Origin of the sequence: Nitrincola lacisaponensis (genome assembly GCF_000691225.1) — a bacterium.
GTDB lineage: Bacteria > Pseudomonadota > Gammaproteobacteria > Pseudomonadales > Balneatricaceae > Nitrincola > Nitrincola lacisaponensis.
In genome coordinates this window covers 198,424-219,951 of the sequence record NZ_JMSZ01000016.1, presented here as the reverse complement: position 1 = coordinate 219,951, position 21,528 = coordinate 198,424, and the positions used below count along the sequence as shown (strand labels likewise).

The window sequence follows — 21,528 nt, the reverse complement described above, 5'->3', positions numbered from 1 at the left end:
TCATCCGCAAATCAGGGATTACGTATCTGCTCAACAGCATCACGCAGAACCCCCAGGCTCTGGCTTTTCTCAGACCAGATCGCTTCCCAGGCAGCCACGCTGTCAGCAAAAGACTCACGATCAGCTTCCGTGATGGTGATATTCAAGGCTCGCAGTTCGGCTTCCTGATCACGTTCCTGCAAACGGAAGGTTTCAATGACCTGATCCAGTTCAGTTTTCATCAGCTCAGTGATCAGCGCCTGATCTTCGGCATCCAGATTGCGCCATACCCGGGCAGACACCACTCCCACCATCGGGAACATCATGTGATTGGATATCAGTAAATGCTCTGCACGCTCATAAAAACGGAAGATCAGAATAGAGTCGAAGTCCATATCGATGGCGTCTATCTGGCGGTTCGCCAGAGCATCGTACACGGCGGGCAACGGCAGTGGTGTGGGAGCCGTATTCAGCGCAGCATAGAAGTCACGAATCGGATCAAACGGTGTAATACGCAGTTTTTTACCCTGCAAGTCTGCCGGACTGTTGACCGGGGTACGACTCATCATCTGACGCATACCGGCCATACCATAGCCAATACCGACCAGCCCCGCTTGCTGGGGCAGCAGTTCGAACATGGATTCCGCCGCATCAGAGCGCAGCAGTGCGGCAGCTTCATCAATATCATCGACCAGATACGGCGCATACCAGGCACCAAACTCAGGCACCCGGTTGGACACTTCAGCAACCGTCAGAAACGCCATATCCAGCGCACCGGTCTGTAATTGTTGTACCATTTGCGCTTCATTACCCAGCTGTGCTGCCGGAAATACTGATACACTATGGCGACCTTCGGAACGCTCATTCAACGTTTGCGCAAATGACTGAGCAGCCTGTGTCCAGTGATGCGAAGGTGGTGTAATCAAACCTAAACGGAAATCCTGTGCCAGCACAGGCAGGGAAAGCAAAGTCATACAGGATGCAACACTGGCAGCCGCCAGCATATTACGCAATGAAATCATGGTGAACTCCTGAAAATGCGTCAATCAGTGTGAGCGTTTTTATAGTCACCGAATTTAAACACAATTTCGATCAAATATGTTAGAGATGATCAAGTCAGCAAAACTGTTTCAATGGTTCGAGCGGCGTATTAACCCCTTCCCGTTAACCGAGCCCACCCAGCCCCCCAGTGGGGTTATTGCATTCTGCCTGCATTTTTCTCGCGGAATCTGGCCCTGGTTACTGGCATCCGCGCTGGTGATGACCTGTGTCGCACTGGTGGAAGTGTGGTTGTTCAGCTTCATGGGCAATCTGGTGAACTGGCTGGCCGAACAAGACCGCGACACCTTCCTGCAAACAGAGTCCTGGAAGCTGATCGGCATGGCCGTGGTGATTATGGGCCTGCCGTTACTGGTGCTGTTGCATTCACTGTTAAATTTTCAGGTATTGATGGGTAACTACCCGATGCGCATCCGCTGGCAGATTCACCGTTATCTGTTACAGCAATCGATGCATTTTTATCAGGAAGAGTTTGCCGGACGTATTGCAACCAAACTGATGCAAACAGCACTGTCTGTCAGAGAGTGCGTGATCAAGCTGATTGATGTGCTCAACTATGTCTGTGTCTATTTTATCGGCACACTGGTAATCATGGGCAGCGCGGATCTGCGGCTGATGCTGCCACTGCTGGTGTGGCTGGCAGGCTACATTGTGATGCTGCGCTATTTTGTCCCGTTGATGGGGAAGGTGTCACAGCATCAGGCCAATGCACGCTCGATCATGACAGGCCGGGTGGTCGATGCCTACACCAATATTCAGACCGTGAAGCTGTTCTCTCATGCCAAACGTGAATCTGATTATGCACGTGATGGCATGGATGGCTTCCTTGATACCGTTCACCAGCAAATGCGCCTGGTAACACTGTTCAATACCTGCCTTTACCTGCTCAACTCTCTGCTGCTGCTCACGGTGGCGGCACTGAGTATCTGGCTCTGGCTGGAATCCCTGATCAATATCGGCGCGCTGGCCGTCGCGCTGGGGCTGGTCCTGCGACTGTCCGGCATGTCGCAATGGATCATGTGGGAAGTCTCTTCGCTGTTTGAAAACATAGGTACTGTACGTGACGGGATTGGCTCAATCTCGGTTCCCCGTCAGGTACAGGATCTTCCCGACGCACCCGCCTTGTCCGCAGATCGGGGCAAGATCCACTTCGATCAGATCAGCTTTCACTATGGACAAGAGTCCGGCGTGATCGAATCCCTGTCACTGCAGATCCAGGCAGGAGAGAAGGTAGGGCTGGTGGGCCGCTCCGGGGCAGGCAAGTCCACACTGGTGAACCTGCTGCTGCGTTTCTATGATCTGGAGCGCGGCCAGATTCGCATCGACGACCAGTCAATTGCCGAGGTCCAGCAGGAATCCCTGCGGGCGGCTATCGGCATGGTCAGCCAGGATACCTCGCTGCTGCACCGTTCTGTGCGCGAGAATATCGCCTATGGCCGCCCCGATGCCACAGAAGAGCAGATCATTCAGGCCGCCAAACGCGCCAAGGCCCATGATTTTATTCTCGGTCTGCGAGATGCCAAAGGACGCACCGGCTACGATGCTCAGGTGGGCGAGCGCGGTGTTAAGCTGTCGGGCGGCCAGCGCCAGCGTATTGCGATCGCACGGGTAATGCTCAAGGATGCGCCGATTCTGATTCTGGATGAAGCCACCTCGGCGCTGGACTCTGAAGTCGAGTCTGCCATTCAGGAAAACCTCTACCGGCTGATGGAAGGTAAAACCGTGATTGCCATCGCACACCGATTATCCACTATTGCCGCCATGGACCGGCTGGTGGTGATGGACAAGGGACGTATCGTTGAGTCAGGCACACATGCCGAGCTGCTGCAGCTGGGTGGTATCTACGCAGCACTCTGGGCTCGTCAGTCCGGCGGGTTCCTTGCGGAAGATGCGGAGTAAGATCGATGAGCCAGGATCTGCTCCTGCTGATCACCTTTATCCTCACCTGCCTGGGGATGGCAGCAGGACGGATTCCGGGACTGAAGCTGGCCCTACCGGCATCGCCCTGCTGACACTGGCTCTGGTGGTATGGATGATGGCGTGATACAAAAAAGCCCTGAATCGTCAGGGCTTTTTTATTGGTGTTCACCGTATGAGACAGTGCTTAGAACGGAATATCATCATCAAAGTCATCAAACCCGGCAGCTGGCTGGGGTTGCTGCTGCGCAGGTGCCTGATTCTGCGGACGTGACTGCTGGGGTGCAGGGCGTGAAGCCTGCTGTGCGGGCTGACCATATCCCATGGGGTCCTGATTGGCATAACCGCCCTGCTGTCCACCCATGTTGCTGTCGCCACCACGACCATCCAGCATCTGCATTTCACTGGCCACTATTTCAGTCGTGTAACGGTCCTGGCCACTCTGATCCTGCCACTTGCGGGTGCGCAATGAACCTTCAACATAGATTTTGGAACCTTTGCGCAGGTACTCGCCAGCAATTTCAGCCAGGCGGTTAAAGAATACGACACGGTGCCACTCAGTGCGTTCCTGAGGCTGGCCGGTCTGCTTATCCTTCCATGTATCGCTGGTTGCCAGCGTCACGTTTGTGACTGCATTTCCTGATGGCATGTATTTTACTTCAGGGTCCTGACCCAGGTTGCCTACCAGGATTACTTTGTTAATGCCGCGTGCCATGATGTTCTCCAAATCTTCTTAATTTCAGCCGGCAGGTGCTCCCTGCATCCAACCGTGCGTAGAAGGATGAGAATAACACAAGCTTAGGTTTAGGCTGAACAGCTAAAGGCCTATAATACTCGTTTTTGCACTGCAGCCGGAGCGGTAATGGATAAAATACTGGTACGGGGTGCCCGCACCCACAACCTGAAGAATATCGACCTGGAGATACCCCGGGACAAACTCATTGTGATCACCGGGTTGTCAGGCTCCGGCAAGTCGTCTCTGGCATTTGACACCCTCTATGCAGAGGGGCAGCGACGCTATGTCGAATCCCTGTCGACCTATGCCCGCCAGTTCCTGTCGATGATGGAAAAGCCGGATGTCGACCATATTGAGGGTCTCTCTCCTGCTATTTCAATTGAGCAGAAATCCACCTCGCACAATCCGCGCTCGACTGTCGGCACCATCACCGAGATCTATGACTATCTGCGCCTGTTGTTTGCACGTGCCGGTGAACCTCGCTGTCCCGATCATGATCTGCCACTGGCGGCACAAACCGTATCCCAGATGGTCGATCAGGTACTGGCCCTGCCGGAAGGCAGCAAGATGATGCTGCTGGCTCCTGTGGTTCAGGGGCGTAAAGGTGAGCACTTACACACTATCAGTGAACTGCGCGCCCAGGGTTTTGTGCGCGCCCGCATCAACGGCATCATTGTCGACCTGGACAGTGCTCCGGCACTGGACAAGAACAAAAAGCACAATATCGAAGTTGTGATTGACCGCTTCAAGGTGCGCGAGGATCTGCAGCTACGACTGGCAGAATCGTTTGAAACCGCCCTGCAACTCACCGATGGCATCGCCCGGGTTGCCTGGATGGAAGGAGACGCACAGGAAGATCTGATTTTCTCGGCCCGTTTCGCCTGTCCGGTCTGTGGTCACAGTATTCAGGAACTGGAACCCCGGATGTTCTCGTTCAACAATCCGCACGGTGCCTGCCCTTCCTGTGACGGCCTCGGCGTCAAGCAGTACTTTGATCCGGTCAAGGTGGTACATGATCCGTCACTGACCCTGTCAGAAGGTGCGATTCGTGGCTGGGATCGTCGCAGCCTGTATTATTTCCAGCAGTTGAAGGCCGTTGCCGATCACTATGGTTTTGATATGGACACTCCCTTCAAGGAGTTGCAGCTGGCACATCAGAAAGCGATTCTGCATGGCAGTGGTCAGGAAAATATCGAATTCAGCTACACCAATGACCGGGGTACCCGCGTTAGCAAGCACCACCCGTTTGAAGGTGTGCTCAACAATCTGGAACGCCGCTATAAAGAAACCGAATCCGATATGGTGCGTGAGGACCTGGCCAAATATCTGAATATGCAGCCATGCCCCTCCTGTCACGGCACCCGCTTACGCCGCGAGGCCCGCCATGTTTATATTGATGGCCGTACCCTGCCGGAGATAGTACGTCTGCCGATCGGTGAAGCCAAAGCCTACTTTGATCAACTGACACTGACAGGCAAACAGGGTGAAATCGCCGAGAAAATCCTCAAGGAAATACGTCAGCGCCTGTCGTTTCTGGTCAACGTTGGACTGGATTACCTGTCACTGGAACGCAGCGCAGAAACCCTGTCAGGTGGCGAAGCGCAACGTATTCGTCTGGCCAGCCAGATAGGCGCAGGTCTGGTAGGTGTCATGTATATTCTGGATGAACCGTCTATCGGTCTGCATCAGCGTGACAATGATCGCCTGCTGGATACCCTGCGTCATTTGCGCGATCTGGGTAATACCGTCATCGTGGTTGAGCATGACGAGGATGCTATCCGCATGGCCGACCATGTGATCGATATCGGCCCCGGTGCCGGCGTTCATGGGGGTAAAGTTATTGCGGCCGGTACACCTCAGCAGGTGATGGACCACCCCGCTTCCATGACCGGCCAGTATCTGTCCGGAGTCCGCTGTATTGAAGTACCCCGCCAGCGCCGTCCGGTCGACACCAGCAAACAGCTGCGCCTCAGCGGTGCCCGTGGTAACAACCTGAAGGATGTCACCCTGGAGATTCCGGTTGGCCTGATGACCTGTGTCACGGGGGTATCAGGCTCCGGCAAATCGACACTGATCAACTCAACCCTCTACCCGATTACCGCCACCGCGCTGAATCATGCCACCACCCTTGAAGCTGCCGAACACGACAGCATTGAGGGGCTGGAACACTTCGACAAGGTGATCGATATCGACCAGAGCCCGATTGGTCGTACTCCACGTTCTAACCCGGCAACCTATACCGGTATCTTTACACCGATCCGGGAGCTGTTTGCCGGTACCCAGGAAGCACGCTCGCGTGGCTATAAACCTGGCCGCTTCAGCTTTAACGTCAAGGGAGGGCGCTGTGAAGCCTGCCAGGGCGATGGTGTGATCAAGGTCGAGATGCATTTCCTGCCCGATATTTTTGTCCCCTGTGATGTCTGTCATGGCAAACGCTACAACCGTGAAACACTGGAAGTACGTTACAAAGGCAAAAGCATTGATGAAGTGCTGAACATGACGGTGGAAGATGCACGGGTGTTTTTTGATGCCATTCCGGCACTGGCCCGCAAGCTGCAGACCCTGATCGATGTTGGTCTGAGCTATATCCGTCTGGGTCAAAGCGCGACCACACTGTCCGGCGGTGAAGCCCAGCGCGTCAAGCTGTCACGTGAGCTGTCCAAACGCGATACCGGCAAGACACTGTATATCCTGGATGAGCCCACAACCGGTCTGCACTTCTACGATATCCAGCAATTACTGAATGTACTCAACCGCTTGCGGGATCATGGCAATACAATTGTAGTCATTGAACACAATCTGGATGTGATCAAGACGGCTGACTGGATTGTCGACCTGGGACCCGAAGGAGGTACCGGCGGTGGTGAGATCATCGCCACCGGTACACCAGAGACGGTAGCCGAGGAACCGCGCTCACATACCGGACGTTTCCTGAAGCCGCTGCTGCAACGCTGAATGTACTCCTGACAATATAGCGGTTGACCTTAGCCGCAAAAAGGAGGAAAAAGAAAGCCTGAACCTGGTTCAGGCTTTTTTATTTTGAGATGAAACCTTGATTATGAAACAGATGAACAAACGCCCGACACACCGAATTTCCGTCGCCAATCGCTGGCTGATGGCGATTTGTCGTATTCGCGCGCTGTGATCTGATTTTTTCCGGCCGCGATATCTTCGCGGCCTTCGGTGAATGTTCCCCCACCACCCACAGACCCAGAAGATATCTCCGGCCCTTTTTAAAAGGAGATTGAGATGTTACTGCTGGATCTGTTACACCACTTGCAAGGTTATTTTACCCGTGCCGTTACCCGGCAGAGTGTTGCCCACCTGGATGCCCGTCTGTTAAAAGATGTCGGGCTGACACCCGATGGCCGTCAGTGCCTGCCCCAGGAAAGCGACACACCCAACAACCTGACCATTCGAGCGCTACCCAAGGTTGACACACCTGTTCAGCAGCGCGTGGTCGCAATTGTTCAGAAAAACTGATGCGATGGCTCGTTAAAGCGCAACGCCCGCCCATAAAAAAACCGCTGAAGATGAATCACACCTCCAGCGGTTTTTTGCATTCAGATCAACGCTGTTTCATGACTCTATCAGATCAGACCAGCTCAGCTTCGCTGCGGATCGGATAGTGTTCAGGCATCGGTAAACGTGCCACACCACTGTCGATTGCTGCCTGAGCAACCGCATAGGAAATGCGGCCCAGCAGACGTGAATCGGTAGCTTTTGGCAGAATGTAATCACGGCCGAATTCCAGGGACTGCAAACCATAGGCTGTCAGTACTTCCTGAGTGACGGGTTCACGGGCCAACTCGGCCAGCGCCTTCACCGCAGCAGCTTTCATCTCTTCATTGATCGCAGAAGCACGTACATCCAGTGCACCACGGAAAATGAAGGGGAAGCCCAGTACGTTGTTAACCTGGTTGGGGAAGTCAGAACGACCTGTGGCCATGATCACATCTGGACGGGCTGCATTGGCAACTTCCGGCCGGATTTCAGGATCAGGGTTTGCACAGGCGAAAACGACAGGGTTGACTGCCATTTTCTTGAGCTGTTCAGGTGACAGCAGGTCTGGACCAGACAGACCCAGGAACACATCAGCACCCTCGATGGCATCATCCAGAGTACGCTTGTCAGTTTCAGTAGCGAACGCCGCTTTTTCGGCGGTCAGGTCATCACGACCGGAGTGGATCACACCCTTACGGTCGATCATGTAGACATTCTCGACTTTCGCGCCCATGTTAATGAGCAGCTTCATGCAGGCACTGGCGGCTGCACCGGCACCCAGACAGACAATCGAAGCCTCTTCCAGCTTTTTGCCGGCCAGCTCCAGCGCATTGATCATACCGGCAGCGGTCACAATCGCCGTACCGTGCTGATCGTCGTGGAATACCGGGATATTGCAACGCTCGATCAGCGTACGCTCTATCTCAAAGCATTCCGGCGCCTTGATGTCTTCCAGGTTGATGCCGCCGAAGGTTTCAGCAATACGTGCAACCGTATCGATGAACGCCTGTGGGCTTTCAGCGTCTACTTCAATATCAATTGAATCGATATTGGCAAAACGCTTGAACAACAGTGCCTTGCCTTCCATGACGGGCTTGGAGGCCAGAGGCCCCAGATCACCCAGTCCCAGAATGGCGGTCCCATTGGAAATAACGGCAACCAGGTTACCCTTCGAAGTATAACGATAGGCCGCTTCAGGATCTTTGGCGATCTCGCGTACCGGCTCCGCCACACCCGGAGAATAGGCCAGCGCGAGGTCTCGGGCCGTCTCTGCAGACGTCGAGAGCTCTACACTGATTTTACCCGGACGAGGGAACTCGTGGTAATCAAGAGCCGCTTGCTTAAAATCTTGAGACATGGTTGCAGATTCCAACTAAGGTTGTAGTTAAACGGTTTTGCATCATAACCAAAAGTCATGTTGACAACAACCGCCCTTTTAGAGTGCACCAACGCACCCTGAGCGCACCGCCATAGCGCGGTAAAATCAGGGAACGTCGGAGCAAAAAAACAAAAAGCATCCCGTGGATGCTTTTTGCAGAATCTGACGCTTTCGGTACAGGCGCTTATTTCTTGAGCGAACGCGCACCAAAACGCTTGTTGAAACGGTCAACACGACCACCAGTAGTCGCTTCTTTCTGCTTACCGGTGTAGAACGGGTGGCAGCTGCTGCATACGTCAACCAGCATTGCGCTCTGACCCAGAGTCGACTTGGTCTGCATCACGTTACCGCAAGAGCAGGTGATCGTGATGTCTGTGTATTCGGGATGGATACCAGCTTTCATTTTAAACCTCATGGGAGTTATGCGTGTGCCGCCACCTGATCAAATTCATTGTTGTCAGGCACCGCACTAACAAGGATGGACAGGTTTACGCCCCGAATCGAGGTATCACCCACCCGTACAATTTACAAGGGCCGGAATTATACGGCGAGTGACCGCTCCCCGCAACTTAAAAAGGCTATTTTATCGCCAGATAAAAGCCTCTAGACTGTAGGCTTCGCTCAGATATCCTGATACCCGGACATTATACGGAACGAAACTGCCTGTGATCCTCAGAGTTGCCCTGCCGACCCCCTTGCACCGGCTATTTGACTATCGGCCACCGCAACCCCTGCATCACCCGCCAGCAGTGGGCTGCCGGGTTCGCGTTCCGTTTGGCAGGCGCGAGATGATCGGTATTATTGTCGAATGTGCTGAACACTCCGATCTGCCGCCAAAACAGTTGAAATCAGCCCTGGCAATTCTGGATGACACGCCTGTACTGGATACGCCACAGCTTTATCTGGCACGCTGGGCTGCCAGTTACTATGCATTTCCGGAAGGCGAGGCACTCAGCCAGGCTCTGCCGGCACTGCTGCGCAAGGGAGAGGAGGCGGACTTTGCCCACGCAACCCTGTGGCGCGCCACTGCCAATGCCGCACTGGAGCAGCTTTCCGGCACCGCGGTGCGCCAGCGTGAACTACTCGACCTGCTGCTGCGCAATCCCGAAGGAGTCAGTACCGACCTGTTGCGTGTCGAATCCATTCCCGTCAACCTGCTGAAAACGCTTCAGGACAAGGGGCTGGCTGAATCCTTTATCCACCGCCCCTCACCGGTTCATGCAGAGGATCGCGAAAGCAGTGACCTGTTGCGTGAAGCACCCTTGACGCTGAACACTGAGCAACAGGCTGCACTGCAACAGATCAACAGTCAGCCTGGCTTTTGTACCTGGCTGCTTGAAGGCGTGACCGGATCAGGCAAAACCGAAGTGTACCTGCAGGCGATTCAGCAAACCCTGACCCAGGGTCGTCAGGCACTGGTTCTGGTACCCGAGATCGGACTGACACCCCAGACACTGGCTCGCTTCAAAAGCCGCTTCCAGGTACCTGTGGTGGCATTACACTCAGGCCTGAATGATCGTCAGCGACTGGATGCCTGGCTGCTGGCCCGCCAGGGCAGCGCACGTATTCTGATCGGCACCCGTTCGGCAATTTTCACCCCGATGCGTCATCCCGGCTTGATCATTGTTGATGAAGAGCATGACCTGTCTTTTAAGCAGCAGGATGGCTTTCGCTATTCCGCACGCGATCTGGCAGTGCTGCGGGCCCGACAGGAAGCGATACCCTTGCTGCTGGGCAGTGCTACGCCATCACTGGAAAGTCTGCACAACGCCCAGGCCGGGCGCTACCGACACCTGCGCCTGACACAGCGAGCCGGAGGTGCCCGACCACCTGCCTTTGAACTGCTGGACATACGAGGTGAAACGCTGAGCTGCGGACTGTCAGCCAGCCTGCTCACGCGCATGCAGCAGCACTTGCGACAGGGCACTCAGGTACTGGTATTCCTCAATCGGCGCGGTTTTTCACCCTCGCTGATCTGTCACCAGTGCGGTGCGGTAAACGAATGCACCCGCTGCGATGCCCGCATGACATTGCACCGTTCTCCGCCGCACATGCACTGCCATCACTGTGACCGACAAACGCCCATCCCCAAACGCTGCCACCAGTGCGGCAGTGATGACTTGCGACCTTCTGGCGCGGGGACCGAACGTACTGAAGACTTTCTTCAGGACCATTTTCCTGATACGCCGGTATTGCGTATCGACCGTGACAGCACAGCACGCAAAGATGCCATGAAGCACCTGATGGAACAAATCCATACAGGCAAGCCCTGCATCATGATCGGTACTCAAATGCTGGCCAAAGGTCACCACTTTCCCAAAGTCACGCTGGTGGCAGTACTGGATGCCGACAGCGGCCTGTTCAGTGCCGATTTTCGTGGCATGGAAAAAACCGCCCAGTTGATCCTTCAGGTTGCCGGACGCGCCGGACGTGCGGACCATCCGGGTGAAGTGGTCATGCAAACCCGGCACCCGGACCACCCCATGCTCAACGCCCTGATCCGGGAAAGTTACAGCGCTTTTGCCAACTCCGAGCTGCAACTGCGTCACGCAGCCGGGCTTCCGCCTTTCACATCCCATGCCCTGATCCGCGCTGAAGCTACCCATCAAGGACGTGCCGAAGCCTTTCTCAGAGATATTCGCGAAACCATGGAAGCACAACTGAATCCACCCCCCGGCAGCCACTGGTCTGGCCCCTTCCCCTCACCGATGGAAAAACGCGCGGGCCTCTACCGTGCTCAACTGCTGATACAAAGCCGCCAGCGCTCAGAACTGCACCAGTTGCTGCGACACATTCTGCATTTTCTTACCCAGCATAAAGGCCGTAACCAGGTACGCTGGTCAATTGATGTGGACCCACTGGACAGTTATTGATATCGGGGATTGGCATTCAGGGCACCGGACGAATTATACTATTCGATCAGTCCTTATCCGACCGCTTCCCGGTCTGGAACCAGTCACCTAACGGAAGACGCATGAAAGAACACTTAGCCGACCTGCTGACTCAGGCCATTCAGTCATTGATTGATGCAGGCACCCTGCCTGCCGACACTCAGGCCGACATCCATCTTGAAAATACCCGTGACAAGGCTCACGGTGATCTGGCCACCAACCTTGCCATGACACTGGCCAAGGCAGCTCGCAGCAACCCGCGACAGCTGGCCGAGAAAATCTGTGCCGCACTGCCTGCCTCCGAACAGGTCATCAAGGCCGAGATTGCAGGCCCCGGATTCATCAATTTCTTTCTGAACCCGGATGCTATTTACACAGTGGTTGGCGATGTTCTGGCACAAGGCAAAACCTTTGGCCGCGCAGCACCCAATTCAGGTCCTCGCGTCCAGGTAGAATTTGTTTCTGCCAACCCCACCGGTCCTTTGCATGTAGGTCATGGACGTGGTGCGGCGTATGGTGCAACAGTGGCCGACCTGCTGGAAGCGGCGGGTCTGGAAATTGAACGTGAATACTATGTCAATGATGCTGGCCGCCAGATGAACATTCTGGCAGCCAGCGTCTGGCTGCGTTATCTGGAAGAACTGGGTGCTGAGCTGGACTTCCCCAGCAATGGCTACCAGGGACATTATGTGCGTGATATCGCACACCGACTGGCTCAGGATCACAGCACACGCTTTGAACATCCCCTGTCTGCTGTACTGGAAGGACTGCCTGATGACGAACCCCAGGGCGGCGACAAGGACCTCTATATTGATGCCGTTATTGAACGTGCCCAGCAGCTGCTCGGCAACGACTATGAACTGGTCTTCAATGCAGGCCTGGATGCCATCCTCGGGGATATCCGCGAAGACCTCAGCGAATTTGGTGTCGACTATCAGGTGTGGTTCTCGGAGCGCTCGCTGACCAGCAGTGGCGACGTAGACACCGCACTGAACATCCTGCAGGACAAGGGACACCTCTACGAGCAGGACGGTAATCTGTGGTTCCGCTCCACCGCGTTTGGTGATGACAAGGACCGCGTGGTCAAACGAGCCAACGGCCAGACCACCTATTTCGCCTCGGATATCGCCTATCACATGAACAAGTTTGACCGCGGCTTTGATCAGGTTGTGAATGTCTGGGGTGCAGACCATCATGGCTACATCACCCGTGTCAAAGCTGCGATTTCTGCACTGGGCTATGACCCGGAGCGCCTGATTGTCAAACTGGTACAGTTTGCCATTCTCTATCGCGGCAGCGAACGGGTGCAGATGTCGACACGCTCCGGCTCGTTTGTCACCCTGCGTGAGCTGCGGGATGAAGTAGGCAAGGATGCCTGCCGCTTCTTCTATGTCACGCGCAAGGCAGAGCAACACATGGACTTTGACCTGGAGCTGGCCAAGTCCGAATCCAAAGACAACCCGATCTACTATATTCAGTATGCCCATGCGCGCGTCTGCTCGGTATTGCGCAAGCTGGAAGCTGACGGACTCTCCTGGGATCAGCAAGCCGGTCTGGCCGCACTGAAGCTGCTCGACAGCGATGCCGAAAAGGATTTGATCACCAAGCTGTCACGCTACCCGGATGTCCTGCGTAACGCCGCATTCAATTACGAGCCGCACCTGCTGGCCAACTATTTGCGCGAACTGGCAGGCGACTACCACACCTGGTACAACGGCCATAAAATGCTGATTGAAGAAGCAGATCTGCGCAATGCCCGTTTGACGCTCAGCGTCGCTGTTCGTCAGGTGATAGCCAACGGCCTGGAGCTGTTGGGTGCATCCGCGCCTGAGCAGATGTAATTCATGGCTCGACAGGACTATGCCCAAAAGCGGCGTCGCAGCAGCTCTGCCAGCCGTGCGCCGAAACGCCAGAGTGCACCGCCACCGCGCAAAAAAGCCTGGTGGCCGCGAGCACTGCTGGCTGGCGCCGCCCTTTTTGGGCTGGTGTACCTGTTAAAGCTGCTGATTGCCACAGGACCATCACAACCCTCAGCACCCACGACTGAGACACGGCCAGCACCCAGACCTCAGCCTGTGGCGCCAGCACCAGCCCCGGCAGCTCCGACGCCCGCTCCGGTTGTGGTGACACCCGCGCCTGAGCCCGAGGCACCGGTAAGCGCCCAGCCCGAGATGCCACCGCCACCTGAAGCACCTGAATCACGGTTTGATTTTTACGACATTCTGCCGCGCTCAGAAGTACAGGCACCACGGAACGTTTATCACTCTACTCCGCGCGATGCGCCCGAGGCGCAATCACGCTTTCTGCTGCAAACCGGTTCGTTCCGTGCTGAAGCAGATGCCGAACGTATGCGGATTGAGCTGTTGCTAAGCGGCCTGCCTAATGTACACACCTCCAAAGTCGAGGGTGACAATGGCATCTGGTATCGCGTACGCACCGGCCCGTTCAATAACCGCACGGAATTAAACCGGGCACGTAACCAGCTGACCAGTCTGGGCATCACCCCCTTGCCGATTCCACTGGACTGAACCGCCTCCGGAAGACAGAAAAATCTGTCTTCCGGCATCCTGCTGACTTGAAATACGTCATCTTGCATCCATATCATCAGCATTAATGCGCTATGGAATATATTGACTATGACAACGATTGTATCTGTCCGCCGGGGTGACCAGGTGGTTGTAGGGGGTGATGGCCAGGTTTCGCTGGGCAACACAGTCATGAAAGGCACGGCTCGCAAAGTCAGTCTGCTGAACAAGCACAAGGTGATCACCGGCTTTGCCGGCGGTACAGCGGATGCGATCACGCTGCGTGACCTGTTTGAGCAACAGCTCGACAAACACCAGGGCAATATTGTCAACGCAGTGATCTATCTGGCGCGGGAGTGGCGCAGTGATCGGGTATTGCGACGACTGGAAGCGCTGATGCTGGTCGCCAACAAAGAAAAAACCTTTCTGATCTCCGGTAACGGTGACGTAATTGAGCCCGAAGACGGTGTCGTCGCCATCGGTTCAGGTGGCAACTATGCCCTGGCAGCAGCACGAGCGCTGATCGACAACACCGACCTCAGTGCTCGAGAGATTGTCGAAAAAAGTCTGCATATTGCGGCTGATATCTGTGTCTTCACCAATAACAATCTCACTATTGAACAACTGGAATCCGTCAGCGGAGGAAACGCCTGATGTCTGACATGACCCCTCGTGAAATCGTACATGAACTGAACCGTCATATTGTTGGACAGGAACAGGCCAAACGCTCTGTCGCCATCGCCCTGCGTAACCGCTGGCGCCGCATGCAACTGAACGACACACTGCGTCCCGAAGTAACACCGAAAAACATCTTGATGATCGGTCCGACCGGTGTGGGTAAAACCGAAATTGCGCGCCGTCTGGCACGCCTGGCTAACGCCCCGTTTATCAAGGTGGAAGCCACCAAGTTCACTGAAGTCGGGTACGTTGGCCGTGATGTAGAGACCATCGTCCGCGATCTGGTGGAAATGGCGGTAAAAATGGTCCGCGAAGAGGCCATGACCAAAGTGCGCGTCAAGGCAGAAGATCTGGCTGAAGAGCGCATTCTGGATGCTCTGCTGCCAGCTGCACGTGACAGCTATTCCCAGGACAGTGAACGCACCGACAGCGCCACCCGTCAGATTTTCCGCAAGAAACTGCGTGAAGGTCAGCTGGATGACAAGGAAATCGAGATCGAAGTGGCACAGCCCAAGGTTGGTGTGGAAATCATGGCACCGCCGGGCATGGAGGAGATGACCAGCCAGCTGCAAAGCATGTTCTCCAACCTGGGCCAGCAGCGCAAGCAGACCCGCCGCCTGAAGGTCAAGGAAGCCTTGAAACTGCTCACCGATGAAGAAGCAGGCAGCCTGATCAAAGAAGACGATATCAAGCAACAGGCTGTTTACAAGGTGGAACAGAACGGTATCGTGTTTCTGGATGAGATCGATAAAGTCTGCAAGCGCGGCGAAACCGGTGGTGCCGACGTCTCTCGTGAAGGCGTGCAACGTGACCTGCTGCCACTCATCGAAGGCTGCACCGTAACCACCAAATACGGCATGGTGAAAACCGATCATATTCTGTTTATCGCCTCTGGTGCCTTCCATCTGGCCAAGCCCTCGGATCTGATTCCGGAGCTGCAGGGCCGTCTGCCGATCCGTGTTGAGCTTCAGGCACTGACGCCGGAAGACTTCCGCCGCATCCTGACCGAACCGACTGCATCCCTGACAGAGCAGTACAAAGCCCTGCTGGCCACCGAAGGAGTTCAGGTCGAGTTTGCTGAAGGCGGCATCCGCCGTATTGCCGAGCTGGCCTTTGAGGTGAACGAGAAAACCGAAAATATCGGTGCACGTCGACTGCATACCATGATGGAGCGACTGCTCGATGAACTGTCCTTTGTTGCCTCAGATCGTGCCGGAGAATCCGTAGTGATCGATGCCGCGTATGTCGATACACAACTGGCTGAACTGAGCCACAACGAAGATCTCAGCCACTACATTCTCTGATCAGGTATCAGACAGGGCGGCAGGTGTCGCCCTGTGTCTTCCGGAGCTGCCATCATGACACAAATCCCCCTGCCTACCGATGTACGCCTGCATCTCAAATCCCGGACATTGGAACTCATCTATGCAGATGGTGCATTTGAGCTGACTGCCGAGTTTTTGCGGGTACACTCCCCCTCTGCTGAAGTGCGTGGCCATGGCATCGGTCAGGAAAAACTGCAGACCGGCAAGCGCCTGGTCGGCATCCGCGAGATTCAGCCCAGCGGTAATTATGCGTTAAAAATTGTCTTTGATGATGGCCATGACTCAGGACTCTACACCTGGGAATATCTGCATGACCTGGCGCACAATCAGACTGAATACTGGCAAGCCTATCTGGACAAACTGGCTGCCGAAGGCGGCTCACGTGATGGCGGACTGATTGCTCGGGGCTGAGACAGGACAAACGCCTTCAGCAGCGCTACAATGCCCCTTTCACTCCAACAGGCAGAGACAGCATGAGCGAGAAAGAGCAGGACAACACCACGCATTTTGGTTTTCGACAGATCCCGGTGGACGAAAAAGTGCGCCATGTCGCCGATGTTTTTCACTCTGTTGCCGGCAAATACGACCTGATGAATGACCTGATGTCAGGTGGTGTTCACCGGCTGTGGAAGCGTATCACTATTGAGCGCAGTGGTGCCCGCCCCGGTCAGTGCATTCTTGACATCGCGGGTGGTACAGGCGACCTGACCCGCAAATTTGCACGATTGGTCGGCCCTGCAGGCAAAGTCATACTGGCTGATATCAATGACTCCATGCTGAAAGTGGGTCGTGACAAGCTGATCAATGGCGGCACTGCCGGTAATGTTGAATATGTTCAGGCCAATGCGGAAGCCCTGCCGTTTGCCGACAATACCTTTGACATTATCACCATCGCCTTTGGACTGCGTAACGTCACCGACAAGGATGCTGCTCTGCGCTCCATGCAGCGCGTACTCAAGCCGGGTGGAAAACTGATGGTGCTGGAGTTCTCCAAAACCCAGAACCTGGCGTTGACCAAGCTGTACGACTTCTACTCCTTCAATATCCTGCCACAGATGGGCAAGCTGATTGCCAATGATGCCGAAAGCTACCGTTACCTGGCCGAGTCCATCCGCATGCACCCGGACCAGGAAACCCTGAAGGAGATGATGGAAGCTGCCGGGCTGGTGAATTGCCGCTTTGAGAACATGACCGGCGGTGTGGTAGCACTGCATACTGGAATCAAACCCTGAGCGAGGGATATTGCATGCCTGTTGAATTGCTCAGTGCCACCCTGATCGGCACCGCTGAAGCCAGCCTGAACCTGCTGCTGAAAAAAGATCCGGCAACCCGCCAACGACTTGCAGCCCTGTCAGGCAAAGTGATCCGGCTGGAAATGGAACAGCCACGCCTCAACCTGACGCTGCTGCCAGGCCAGGCAGGGCTCGATCTGCTGCTCAACAGTGAAGCTGTGGCTGACCTGACACTCAGCGGCAAGGCCAGTGACTTCATGCTGATGCTGCAACAGCAACACGCTGAAGACAAGCTGTTTGGCAAAGGCATCGACCTGCAGGGTGATACCGGACTGGCAACCCAATTCAGTCAAGCGATCAAGGGCTTCAAACTTGACTGGGAAGCCTGGCTGGCAGACCTGATCGGCGATACGGCGGCTCATCCCCTCGCACACTTTTTACATCAGCAAGGCCAATACTGGCAGCAGGCTGGCCAGAGCCTGACCCAGAATACCAGTGAGTACCTGCAGGAGGAATTGCGCCTGCTGCCCCCTCGTGCTGAAATCGAACAGTTTATCGAAGATATCGAACAACTCAGAGATGACGTTGCACGCCTGGAAGCACGCATCAATGCGCTGAACCATCCTTCATAATTCAAACAAATTATCTCCTTATCCAGACCAGCTATTGCTTGTATAAGCTGATGCGCTTGTGTATTTTCTAAACACTGGGCTCAGCCCAAAAAGCACATCAGTGTTAGCTGAAAGGAAAGGATACCCTATGCGTATTGGCATGCTTGTGATTCTGTTGTTACTGGCCCTGCCCGTCTCGGCCGGACTGCAACAGCTGCGATTTATCACTGAAGAATACCCGCCCTATAACTACTCTGAAAACGGGCAGTTAAAGGGCATTGCAATAGAGCTGCTGGAGCAGGCATTTGCTGCTGAAGGGCTGCAACTGCAACCACAACAAATCGAGCTTCTGCCCTGGGCCAGAGGCTACGACACGGCTTTGAGTACGGCTAACACAGTACTTTTCTCCACCAATCGCACAGCTGCACGTGAAACACTGTTCCAATGGGCAGGTCCGATCTCGGCAGATCGCGTCGTCCTCATGGGCCGAGCATCCCGCACCTTGCAAATCGACAGTATTACAGAACTGAACGCCTCCGAGCTGCAGATCGTCGCCATACGTGAGGATGTGGGTGCACAACGCCTGCAAGAACTGGGCGTTGACCCGGATCGCATTACACTGGCCAGCAACAATACCAGTGCGCTGGCGATGCTGGAAGCGGGCAGAGTGGATCTCTGGGCATACGGAGAGGATGTCGCCTACTGGTTGATGCGCTCTCAAGGCGTCGACCCCTCCGCCTTTGAAGCGGTCTACACCCTGAGTGAGACATACCTCTACTTCGCCTTGAATGCCGACACAGACCCTCGATTGACCGAACAGCTGCAACAGGCGATCGATCGTAGCCGCGATTTAGCCACACAGCTACGCTTCTTGACCGAAGAGTATCCACCCTTCAACTATCTGGATGAACAGCAACAGGTCGCAGGCATTGCCACAACACGCCTGCGTACCATGCTGAAAGATACCGGCCTGCAGGCAGAGTTTCAGTTGCTGCCCTGGGCACGTGCCTATACTGAGGCACGCCTGAATGAAAATACCTGTGTCTACTCCACCACACGTACCCCTGAGCGTGAAGCCGAATTTCACTGGCTGGGCCCGCTGCATATTTCACAGTGGGGCGCTTTTTCATTACCGGAAGCCGGCCTGCAAGTCACACAACTGGATCAGCTGGATGGTCTGCGGATTGGCAGTTTCCGTGAAGATGCGGTCGGACAATATGTCGCCGGACTGGGGCATCAACTGATTCTGGCAACCACTGACCGTGAAAATCTGACACGTCTGCGTAACGGCCTGATCGATGTCTGGGTCACGGGGGTTACCCATGCCCAGCGTATTGCCGCCGATGAACAGGTATCGCTCACCCACCTGTTTACCTTTAATGAAGTGCCTCTCTACCTGGCATGTCATCGGGATATATCGCCCGGACTGATTCAACGCATGCAGCACAGCCTGGAACAACAAGACGCCAGTCTGCAGCACCCGTATTCATCAGGAGCTCAAGAATCGTGACCGTCAAGGAAGAGCCTCAGGATGCCAAGGTAGCACGCTACCGCAGCCTCACCACCAAGCAAGCGCTGGCAACACTGCTGGCCGGGCTGATTCTGAGTTTTGTAGCGGGTGTTGTCGAACTGGTAGCTGATGTACGTAATATGCGCAGTGAAGTACGCAGCCAGACAGAACAGATGTTGACGCTGATCGAAGCCACCGCAGCGGAAGCGGCCTTTCAGCTTAATACTGAACTGGCTGAACAACTGGTGATCAGCCTGCAGTCCAGTGACAACGTTGCACAGGTTGAACTGCGCGACGATTTTGACCGTGTCATGTTCAGACAAGGTGAACGGGCACACAGCAGCAATCCGCTGTACCACTGGTTGTTTGGTGACATTCTGGAGTATCACAAGCTGCTGGAATACCGTGTACATCAGAAGGATACCGGACGTGTTGTGGGTGAACTGGAGCTTTCGCTTGCACTCCCAGTACTGGGAAATACCTTTGCCCAAAGAGGCTTGCTGATTTTTTCCCTGAGCCTGCTGAAAACTCTGGGTATCGTTCTGCTGGTCGTCTGGGTCTTTTCCATACTGATCACCGGCCCGTTACTGCGAGTCTATAACGCACTGCACCAGGTCAACCCTGAACAGCCCGGCCACTGGCACAGACCACACCTGAAATACAATAAGGGCGATGAGCTGGACCATCTGGTCAAAGGACTGGATCGACTGCTCAAGGCTTTCCAGCAGGGACTCGACCAGCGTGATCACCTGCATACCCTTTCCAGCATTGATGGACTGACCGGCATCGCCAATCGACGGCATTTTGATGACCATCTACAACATTCCTGGGAGACAGCACGACAGCAGCACAAACCCGTATCCCTGATCTTCATGGATATCGATTTTTTCAAACCCTTCAATGACAACTATGGCCATGCAGCGGGTGATGAATGTCTGCAACAAGTGGCTCAAGCGCTCAGAGCAACCGTTACCCGCCCAGATGATCTGGTCGCCCGTTACGGTGGCGAGGAATTTGTCTGCATTCTGCCGGATACCGATCTGCAGGGCGCCAGACGTCTGGCAGAGCGGCTGCAAAACTGCATTGCAGCCCTGCAACTGCCGCATGCGTTCTCTGACTGCAGTGAGCAGGTAACGATCAGTATCGGCGTCGCCTCGGCGTTGCCGGATGCAGACGAAGTATCACCGGAACGGTTATTGCGACTGGCAGACACCCGTCTTTATCAGGCGAAAGCCAGCGGGCGCAACTGTATTGTAAGCAGCGACAAACATACGCCTGCTCTCTCTAAAAAGGCTTCATCAGCACCAGATAAAGAATGGGTATAAAAATTAGCAGCGGCAGTTCATTAAACAACCGGAAGTAGCGTCCACTGCGATCCAGCACCCCCCGCTGCAATCGTTTCAGGTAGGCAAAACACCAGCCATGATAGCCCAGCAACAGTGTAACAAAGAGCAGCTTGGCATGCAGCCAGCCACCACGAAAACCAAACCCAAGCCATAACCACACGCCAAACACCAGCGTGAACACCGCCATCAGGCTCATAAAGCCAAACAACTTGCGTGCCATGATTTCCAGACGGGCGACATCCTGACCGGCTTCACGCCCTTCAACGTAATGCACAAAGATACGTGGCAGATAGAAAATACCGGCCATCCAGCTGGTCATGGCCAGGATATGCAACAGTTTGATCCACAGAAAAGTCATGCCCTGTCGTCCTCCAGTCAATTTATCGGCATTCTACCCTGAACCTGCCCCTTTCAGCACCTGTGGATATTCCCGGCTTATTCTTGATAAAAAAAGTCGGAATTGATGAAAATATGTTGCGGCGCAGCAAAAATACTATATACTTTTGTCTATATGAGTAACCAGCTACAGGTATTTGCCATGATCAGCACAGTTGAAATGAATATTCTTCTCGCGCTAAAGCGGCTGGGCAAACGCAACGGTATTTTTCCACCGGTGATGATGACACTCAAGGATCAGTTTGCCGAATTGGACTACAACACATTTTTCAAGCACTTAATGGTACTGCAAGAACAGGGCTATCTGAAAATTGCCGCCGGAAAGTCACGTGGAATCTTTATCAGCCCAGCCGGAGTTGCTCTGGCAGAACAGCTGGAAAATGACCGCCCGGAGTTTATCCCCAGTTTTTGCGCCACCTCATGAGCCGCATTTAACCCGTT

At 54.7% G+C, this 21,528-nt stretch carries 19 protein-coding genes; 14 read left to right on the top strand and 5 right to left on the bottom strand.

Annotated elements, in window-relative coordinates; translation table 11 throughout:
- Positions 1-11: 11 nt before the first annotated feature.
- The gene (locus ADINL_RS04285; protein WP_051632557.1) at positions 12-1,001 is read right to left on the bottom strand and encodes a TRAP transporter substrate-binding protein; all 990 of its coding nucleotides are present in this window, start codon (positions 999-1,001) and stop codon (positions 12-14) included.
- Positions 1,002-1,086: 85 nt separating this feature from the next.
- Here ADINL_RS04285 and ADINL_RS04280 point away from each other — a divergent pair, with 85 nt between their 5' ends.
- Positions 1,087-2,937, top strand: a complete 1,851-nt coding sequence (locus ADINL_RS04280; protein ID WP_051632556.1) for an ABC transporter ATP-binding protein — start codon at positions 1,087-1,089, stop codon at positions 2,935-2,937.
- Between the two features lie 205 nt (positions 2,938-3,142).
- On the opposite strand, the gene ssb is transcribed toward ADINL_RS04280, so the two are convergent.
- Complete coding sequence (ssb, locus tag ADINL_RS04275) at positions 3,143-3,670, bottom strand: single-stranded DNA-binding protein (protein WP_036544305.1); 528 nt, start codon at positions 3,668-3,670, stop codon at positions 3,143-3,145.
- Between the two features lie 147 nt (positions 3,671-3,817).
- Here ssb and uvrA point away from each other — a divergent pair, with 147 nt between their 5' ends.
- Together uvrA and ADINL_RS04265 are read left to right on the top strand one after the other, a co-directional pair.
- Positions 3,818-6,646 carry an excinuclease ABC subunit UvrA gene (gene uvrA, locus ADINL_RS04270; RefSeq protein ID WP_036544302.1) on the top strand — a complete coding sequence of 943 codons (2,829 nt, stop codon included), beginning with the start codon at positions 3,818-3,820 and terminating at the stop codon, positions 6,644-6,646.
- A 294-nt stretch (positions 6,647-6,940) separates the two neighbouring features.
- Positions 6,941-7,174 carry a DUF1127 domain-containing protein gene (locus ADINL_RS04265; protein ID WP_036544299.1) on the top strand — a complete coding sequence of 78 codons (234 nt, stop codon included), beginning with the start codon at positions 6,941-6,943 and terminating at the stop codon, positions 7,172-7,174.
- Between the two features lie 112 nt (positions 7,175-7,286).
- On the opposite strand, the gene ADINL_RS04260 is transcribed toward ADINL_RS04265, so the two are convergent.
- Both ADINL_RS04260 and rpmE read right to left on the bottom strand, forming a co-directional pair.
- On the bottom strand, positions 7,287-8,552 hold the full coding sequence (locus tag ADINL_RS04260) for a malic enzyme-like NAD(P)-binding protein (RefSeq protein ID WP_036544297.1): 1,266 nt from the start codon (positions 8,550-8,552) through the stop codon (positions 7,287-7,289).
- 205 nt (positions 8,553-8,757) lie between these two features.
- Positions 8,758-8,976 carry a 50S ribosomal protein L31 gene (gene rpmE, locus ADINL_RS04255; RefSeq protein ID WP_036544295.1) on the bottom strand — a complete coding sequence of 73 codons (219 nt, stop codon included), beginning with the start codon at positions 8,974-8,976 and terminating at the stop codon, positions 8,758-8,760.
- A 262-nt stretch (positions 8,977-9,238) separates the two neighbouring features.
- On the opposite strand from rpmE, the gene ADINL_RS04250 reads away from it, so the two are divergent.
- The 10 genes from ADINL_RS04250 to ADINL_RS04205 all read left to right on the top strand — a co-directional run bounded on the left by ADINL_RS04250 (position 9,239) and on the right by ADINL_RS04205 (position 20,670).
- Positions 9,239-11,446, top strand: a complete 2,208-nt coding sequence (locus ADINL_RS04250; protein WP_239644328.1) for a primosomal protein N' — start codon at positions 9,239-9,241, stop codon at positions 11,444-11,446.
- 101 nt (positions 11,447-11,547) lie between these two features.
- Positions 11,548-13,305 (top strand): arginine--tRNA ligase, encoded by a 1,758-nt coding sequence (gene argS / locus ADINL_RS04245; RefSeq protein ID WP_036544290.1) that lies wholly within the window; start codon positions 11,548-11,550, stop codon positions 13,303-13,305.
- 3 nt (positions 13,306-13,308) lie between these two features.
- Positions 13,309-13,992, top strand: a complete 684-nt coding sequence (locus tag ADINL_RS15885) for an SPOR domain-containing protein (protein ID WP_051632555.1) — start codon at positions 13,309-13,311, stop codon at positions 13,990-13,992.
- 108 nt (positions 13,993-14,100) lie between these two features.
- Complete coding sequence (gene hslV / locus ADINL_RS04235) at positions 14,101-14,643, top strand: ATP-dependent protease subunit HslV (protein ID WP_036544288.1); 543 nt, start codon at positions 14,101-14,103, stop codon at positions 14,641-14,643.
- A complete protein-coding gene (gene hslU / locus ADINL_RS04230; RefSeq protein WP_036544286.1) occupies positions 14,643-15,971 on the top strand; it encodes an ATP-dependent protease ATPase subunit HslU in 1,329 nt (442 codons plus the stop codon). Before hslV ends, hslU begins: the two co-directional genes overlap by 1 nt.
- 54 nt (positions 15,972-16,025) lie before the next feature.
- A complete protein-coding gene (locus ADINL_RS04225; protein ID WP_036544284.1) occupies positions 16,026-16,403 on the top strand; it encodes a gamma-butyrobetaine hydroxylase family protein in 378 nt (125 codons plus the stop codon).
- A 62-nt stretch (positions 16,404-16,465) separates the two neighbouring features.
- The gene (gene ubiE / locus ADINL_RS04220; RefSeq protein WP_036544283.1) at positions 16,466-17,224 is read left to right on the top strand and encodes a bifunctional demethylmenaquinone methyltransferase/2-methoxy-6-polyprenyl-1,4-benzoquinol methylase UbiE; all 759 of its coding nucleotides are present in this window, start codon (positions 16,466-16,468) and stop codon (positions 17,222-17,224) included.
- Between the two features lie 14 nt (positions 17,225-17,238).
- A complete protein-coding gene (locus tag ADINL_RS04215) occupies positions 17,239-17,856 on the top strand; it encodes a ubiquinone biosynthesis accessory factor UbiJ (RefSeq protein WP_051632554.1) in 618 nt (205 codons plus the stop codon).
- 127 nt (positions 17,857-17,983) lie between these two features.
- Positions 17,984-19,345: a substrate-binding periplasmic protein gene (locus ADINL_RS16435; protein WP_051632553.1), complete on the top strand. Its 1,362-nt coding sequence runs from the start codon at positions 17,984-17,986 to the stop codon at positions 19,343-19,345.
- Positions 19,342-20,670 carry a GGDEF domain-containing protein gene (locus ADINL_RS04205; RefSeq protein WP_239644327.1) on the top strand — a complete coding sequence of 443 codons (1,329 nt, stop codon included), beginning with the start codon at positions 19,342-19,344 and terminating at the stop codon, positions 20,668-20,670. The genes ADINL_RS16435 and ADINL_RS04205 overlap by 4 nt, the downstream gene beginning before the upstream one ends.
- Here ADINL_RS04205 and ADINL_RS04200 read toward each other — a convergent pair.
- Positions 20,630-21,049: a CopD family protein gene (locus tag ADINL_RS04200; protein WP_036544280.1), complete on the bottom strand. Its 420-nt coding sequence runs from the start codon at positions 21,047-21,049 to the stop codon at positions 20,630-20,632. The two genes, ADINL_RS04205 and ADINL_RS04200, sit on opposite strands and share 41 nt — an antisense overlap.
- Positions 21,050-21,229: 180 nt before the next feature.
- On the opposite strand from ADINL_RS04200, the gene ADINL_RS04195 reads away from it, so the two are divergent.
- Positions 21,230-21,511, top strand: a complete 282-nt coding sequence (locus tag ADINL_RS04195) for a LexA family transcriptional regulator (RefSeq protein WP_152547610.1) — start codon at positions 21,230-21,232, stop codon at positions 21,509-21,511.
- Positions 21,512-21,528: the final 17 nt, after the last annotated feature.

What these genes read in the sequence shown, in the direction of transcription:
- ADINL_RS04265 (WP_036544299.1), top strand. Translation starts at nt 6,941, where the DNA reads ATGTTACTGCTGGATCTGTTACACCACTTGCAAGGTTATTTTACCCGT.
- ADINL_RS15885 (WP_051632555.1), top strand. Translation starts at nt 13,309, where the DNA reads ATGGCTCGACAGGACTATGCCCAAAAGCGGCGTCGCAGCAGCTCTGCC.
- hslV (WP_036544288.1), top strand. Translation starts at nt 14,101, where the DNA reads ATGACAACGATTGTATCTGTCCGCCGGGGTGACCAGGTGGTTGTAGGG.
- ADINL_RS04225 (WP_036544284.1), top strand. Translation starts at nt 16,026, where the DNA reads ATGACACAAATCCCCCTGCCTACCGATGTACGCCTGCATCTCAAATCC.
- ADINL_RS16435 (WP_051632553.1), top strand. Translation starts at nt 17,984, where the DNA reads ATGCGTATTGGCATGCTTGTGATTCTGTTGTTACTGGCCCTGCCCGTC.
- ADINL_RS04260 (WP_036544297.1), bottom strand. Translation starts at nt 8,552, where the DNA reads ATGTCTCAAGATTTTAAGCAAGCGGCTCTTGATTACCACGAGTTCCCT.
- ADINL_RS04195 (WP_152547610.1), top strand. Translation starts at nt 21,230, where the DNA reads ATGATCAGCACAGTTGAAATGAATATTCTTCTCGCGCTAAAGCGGCTG.
- ADINL_RS04285 (WP_051632557.1), bottom strand. Translation starts at nt 1,001, where the DNA reads ATGATTTCATTGCGTAATATGCTGGCGGCTGCCAGTGTTGCATCCTGT.
- ADINL_RS04215 (WP_051632554.1), top strand. Translation starts at nt 17,239, where the DNA reads ATGCCTGTTGAATTGCTCAGTGCCACCCTGATCGGCACCGCTGAAGCC.
- hslU (WP_036544286.1), top strand. Translation starts at nt 14,643, where the DNA reads ATGTCTGACATGACCCCTCGTGAAATCGTACATGAACTGAACCGTCAT.
- uvrA (WP_036544302.1), top strand. Translation starts at nt 3,818, where the DNA reads ATGGATAAAATACTGGTACGGGGTGCCCGCACCCACAACCTGAAGAAT.
- ubiE (WP_036544283.1), top strand. Translation starts at nt 16,466, where the DNA reads ATGAGCGAGAAAGAGCAGGACAACACCACGCATTTTGGTTTTCGACAG.
- ADINL_RS04200 (WP_036544280.1), bottom strand. Translation starts at nt 21,049, where the DNA reads ATGACTTTTCTGTGGATCAAACTGTTGCATATCCTGGCCATGACCAGC.
- rpmE (WP_036544295.1), bottom strand. Translation starts at nt 8,976, where the DNA reads ATGAAAGCTGGTATCCATCCCGAATACACAGACATCACGATCACCTGC.
- argS (WP_036544290.1), top strand. Translation starts at nt 11,548, where the DNA reads ATGAAAGAACACTTAGCCGACCTGCTGACTCAGGCCATTCAGTCATTG.
- ssb (WP_036544305.1), bottom strand. Translation starts at nt 3,670, where the DNA reads ATGGCACGCGGCATTAACAAAGTAATCCTGGTAGGCAACCTGGGTCAG.
- ADINL_RS04280 (WP_051632556.1), top strand. Translation starts at nt 1,087, where the DNA reads ATGATCAAGTCAGCAAAACTGTTTCAATGGTTCGAGCGGCGTATTAAC.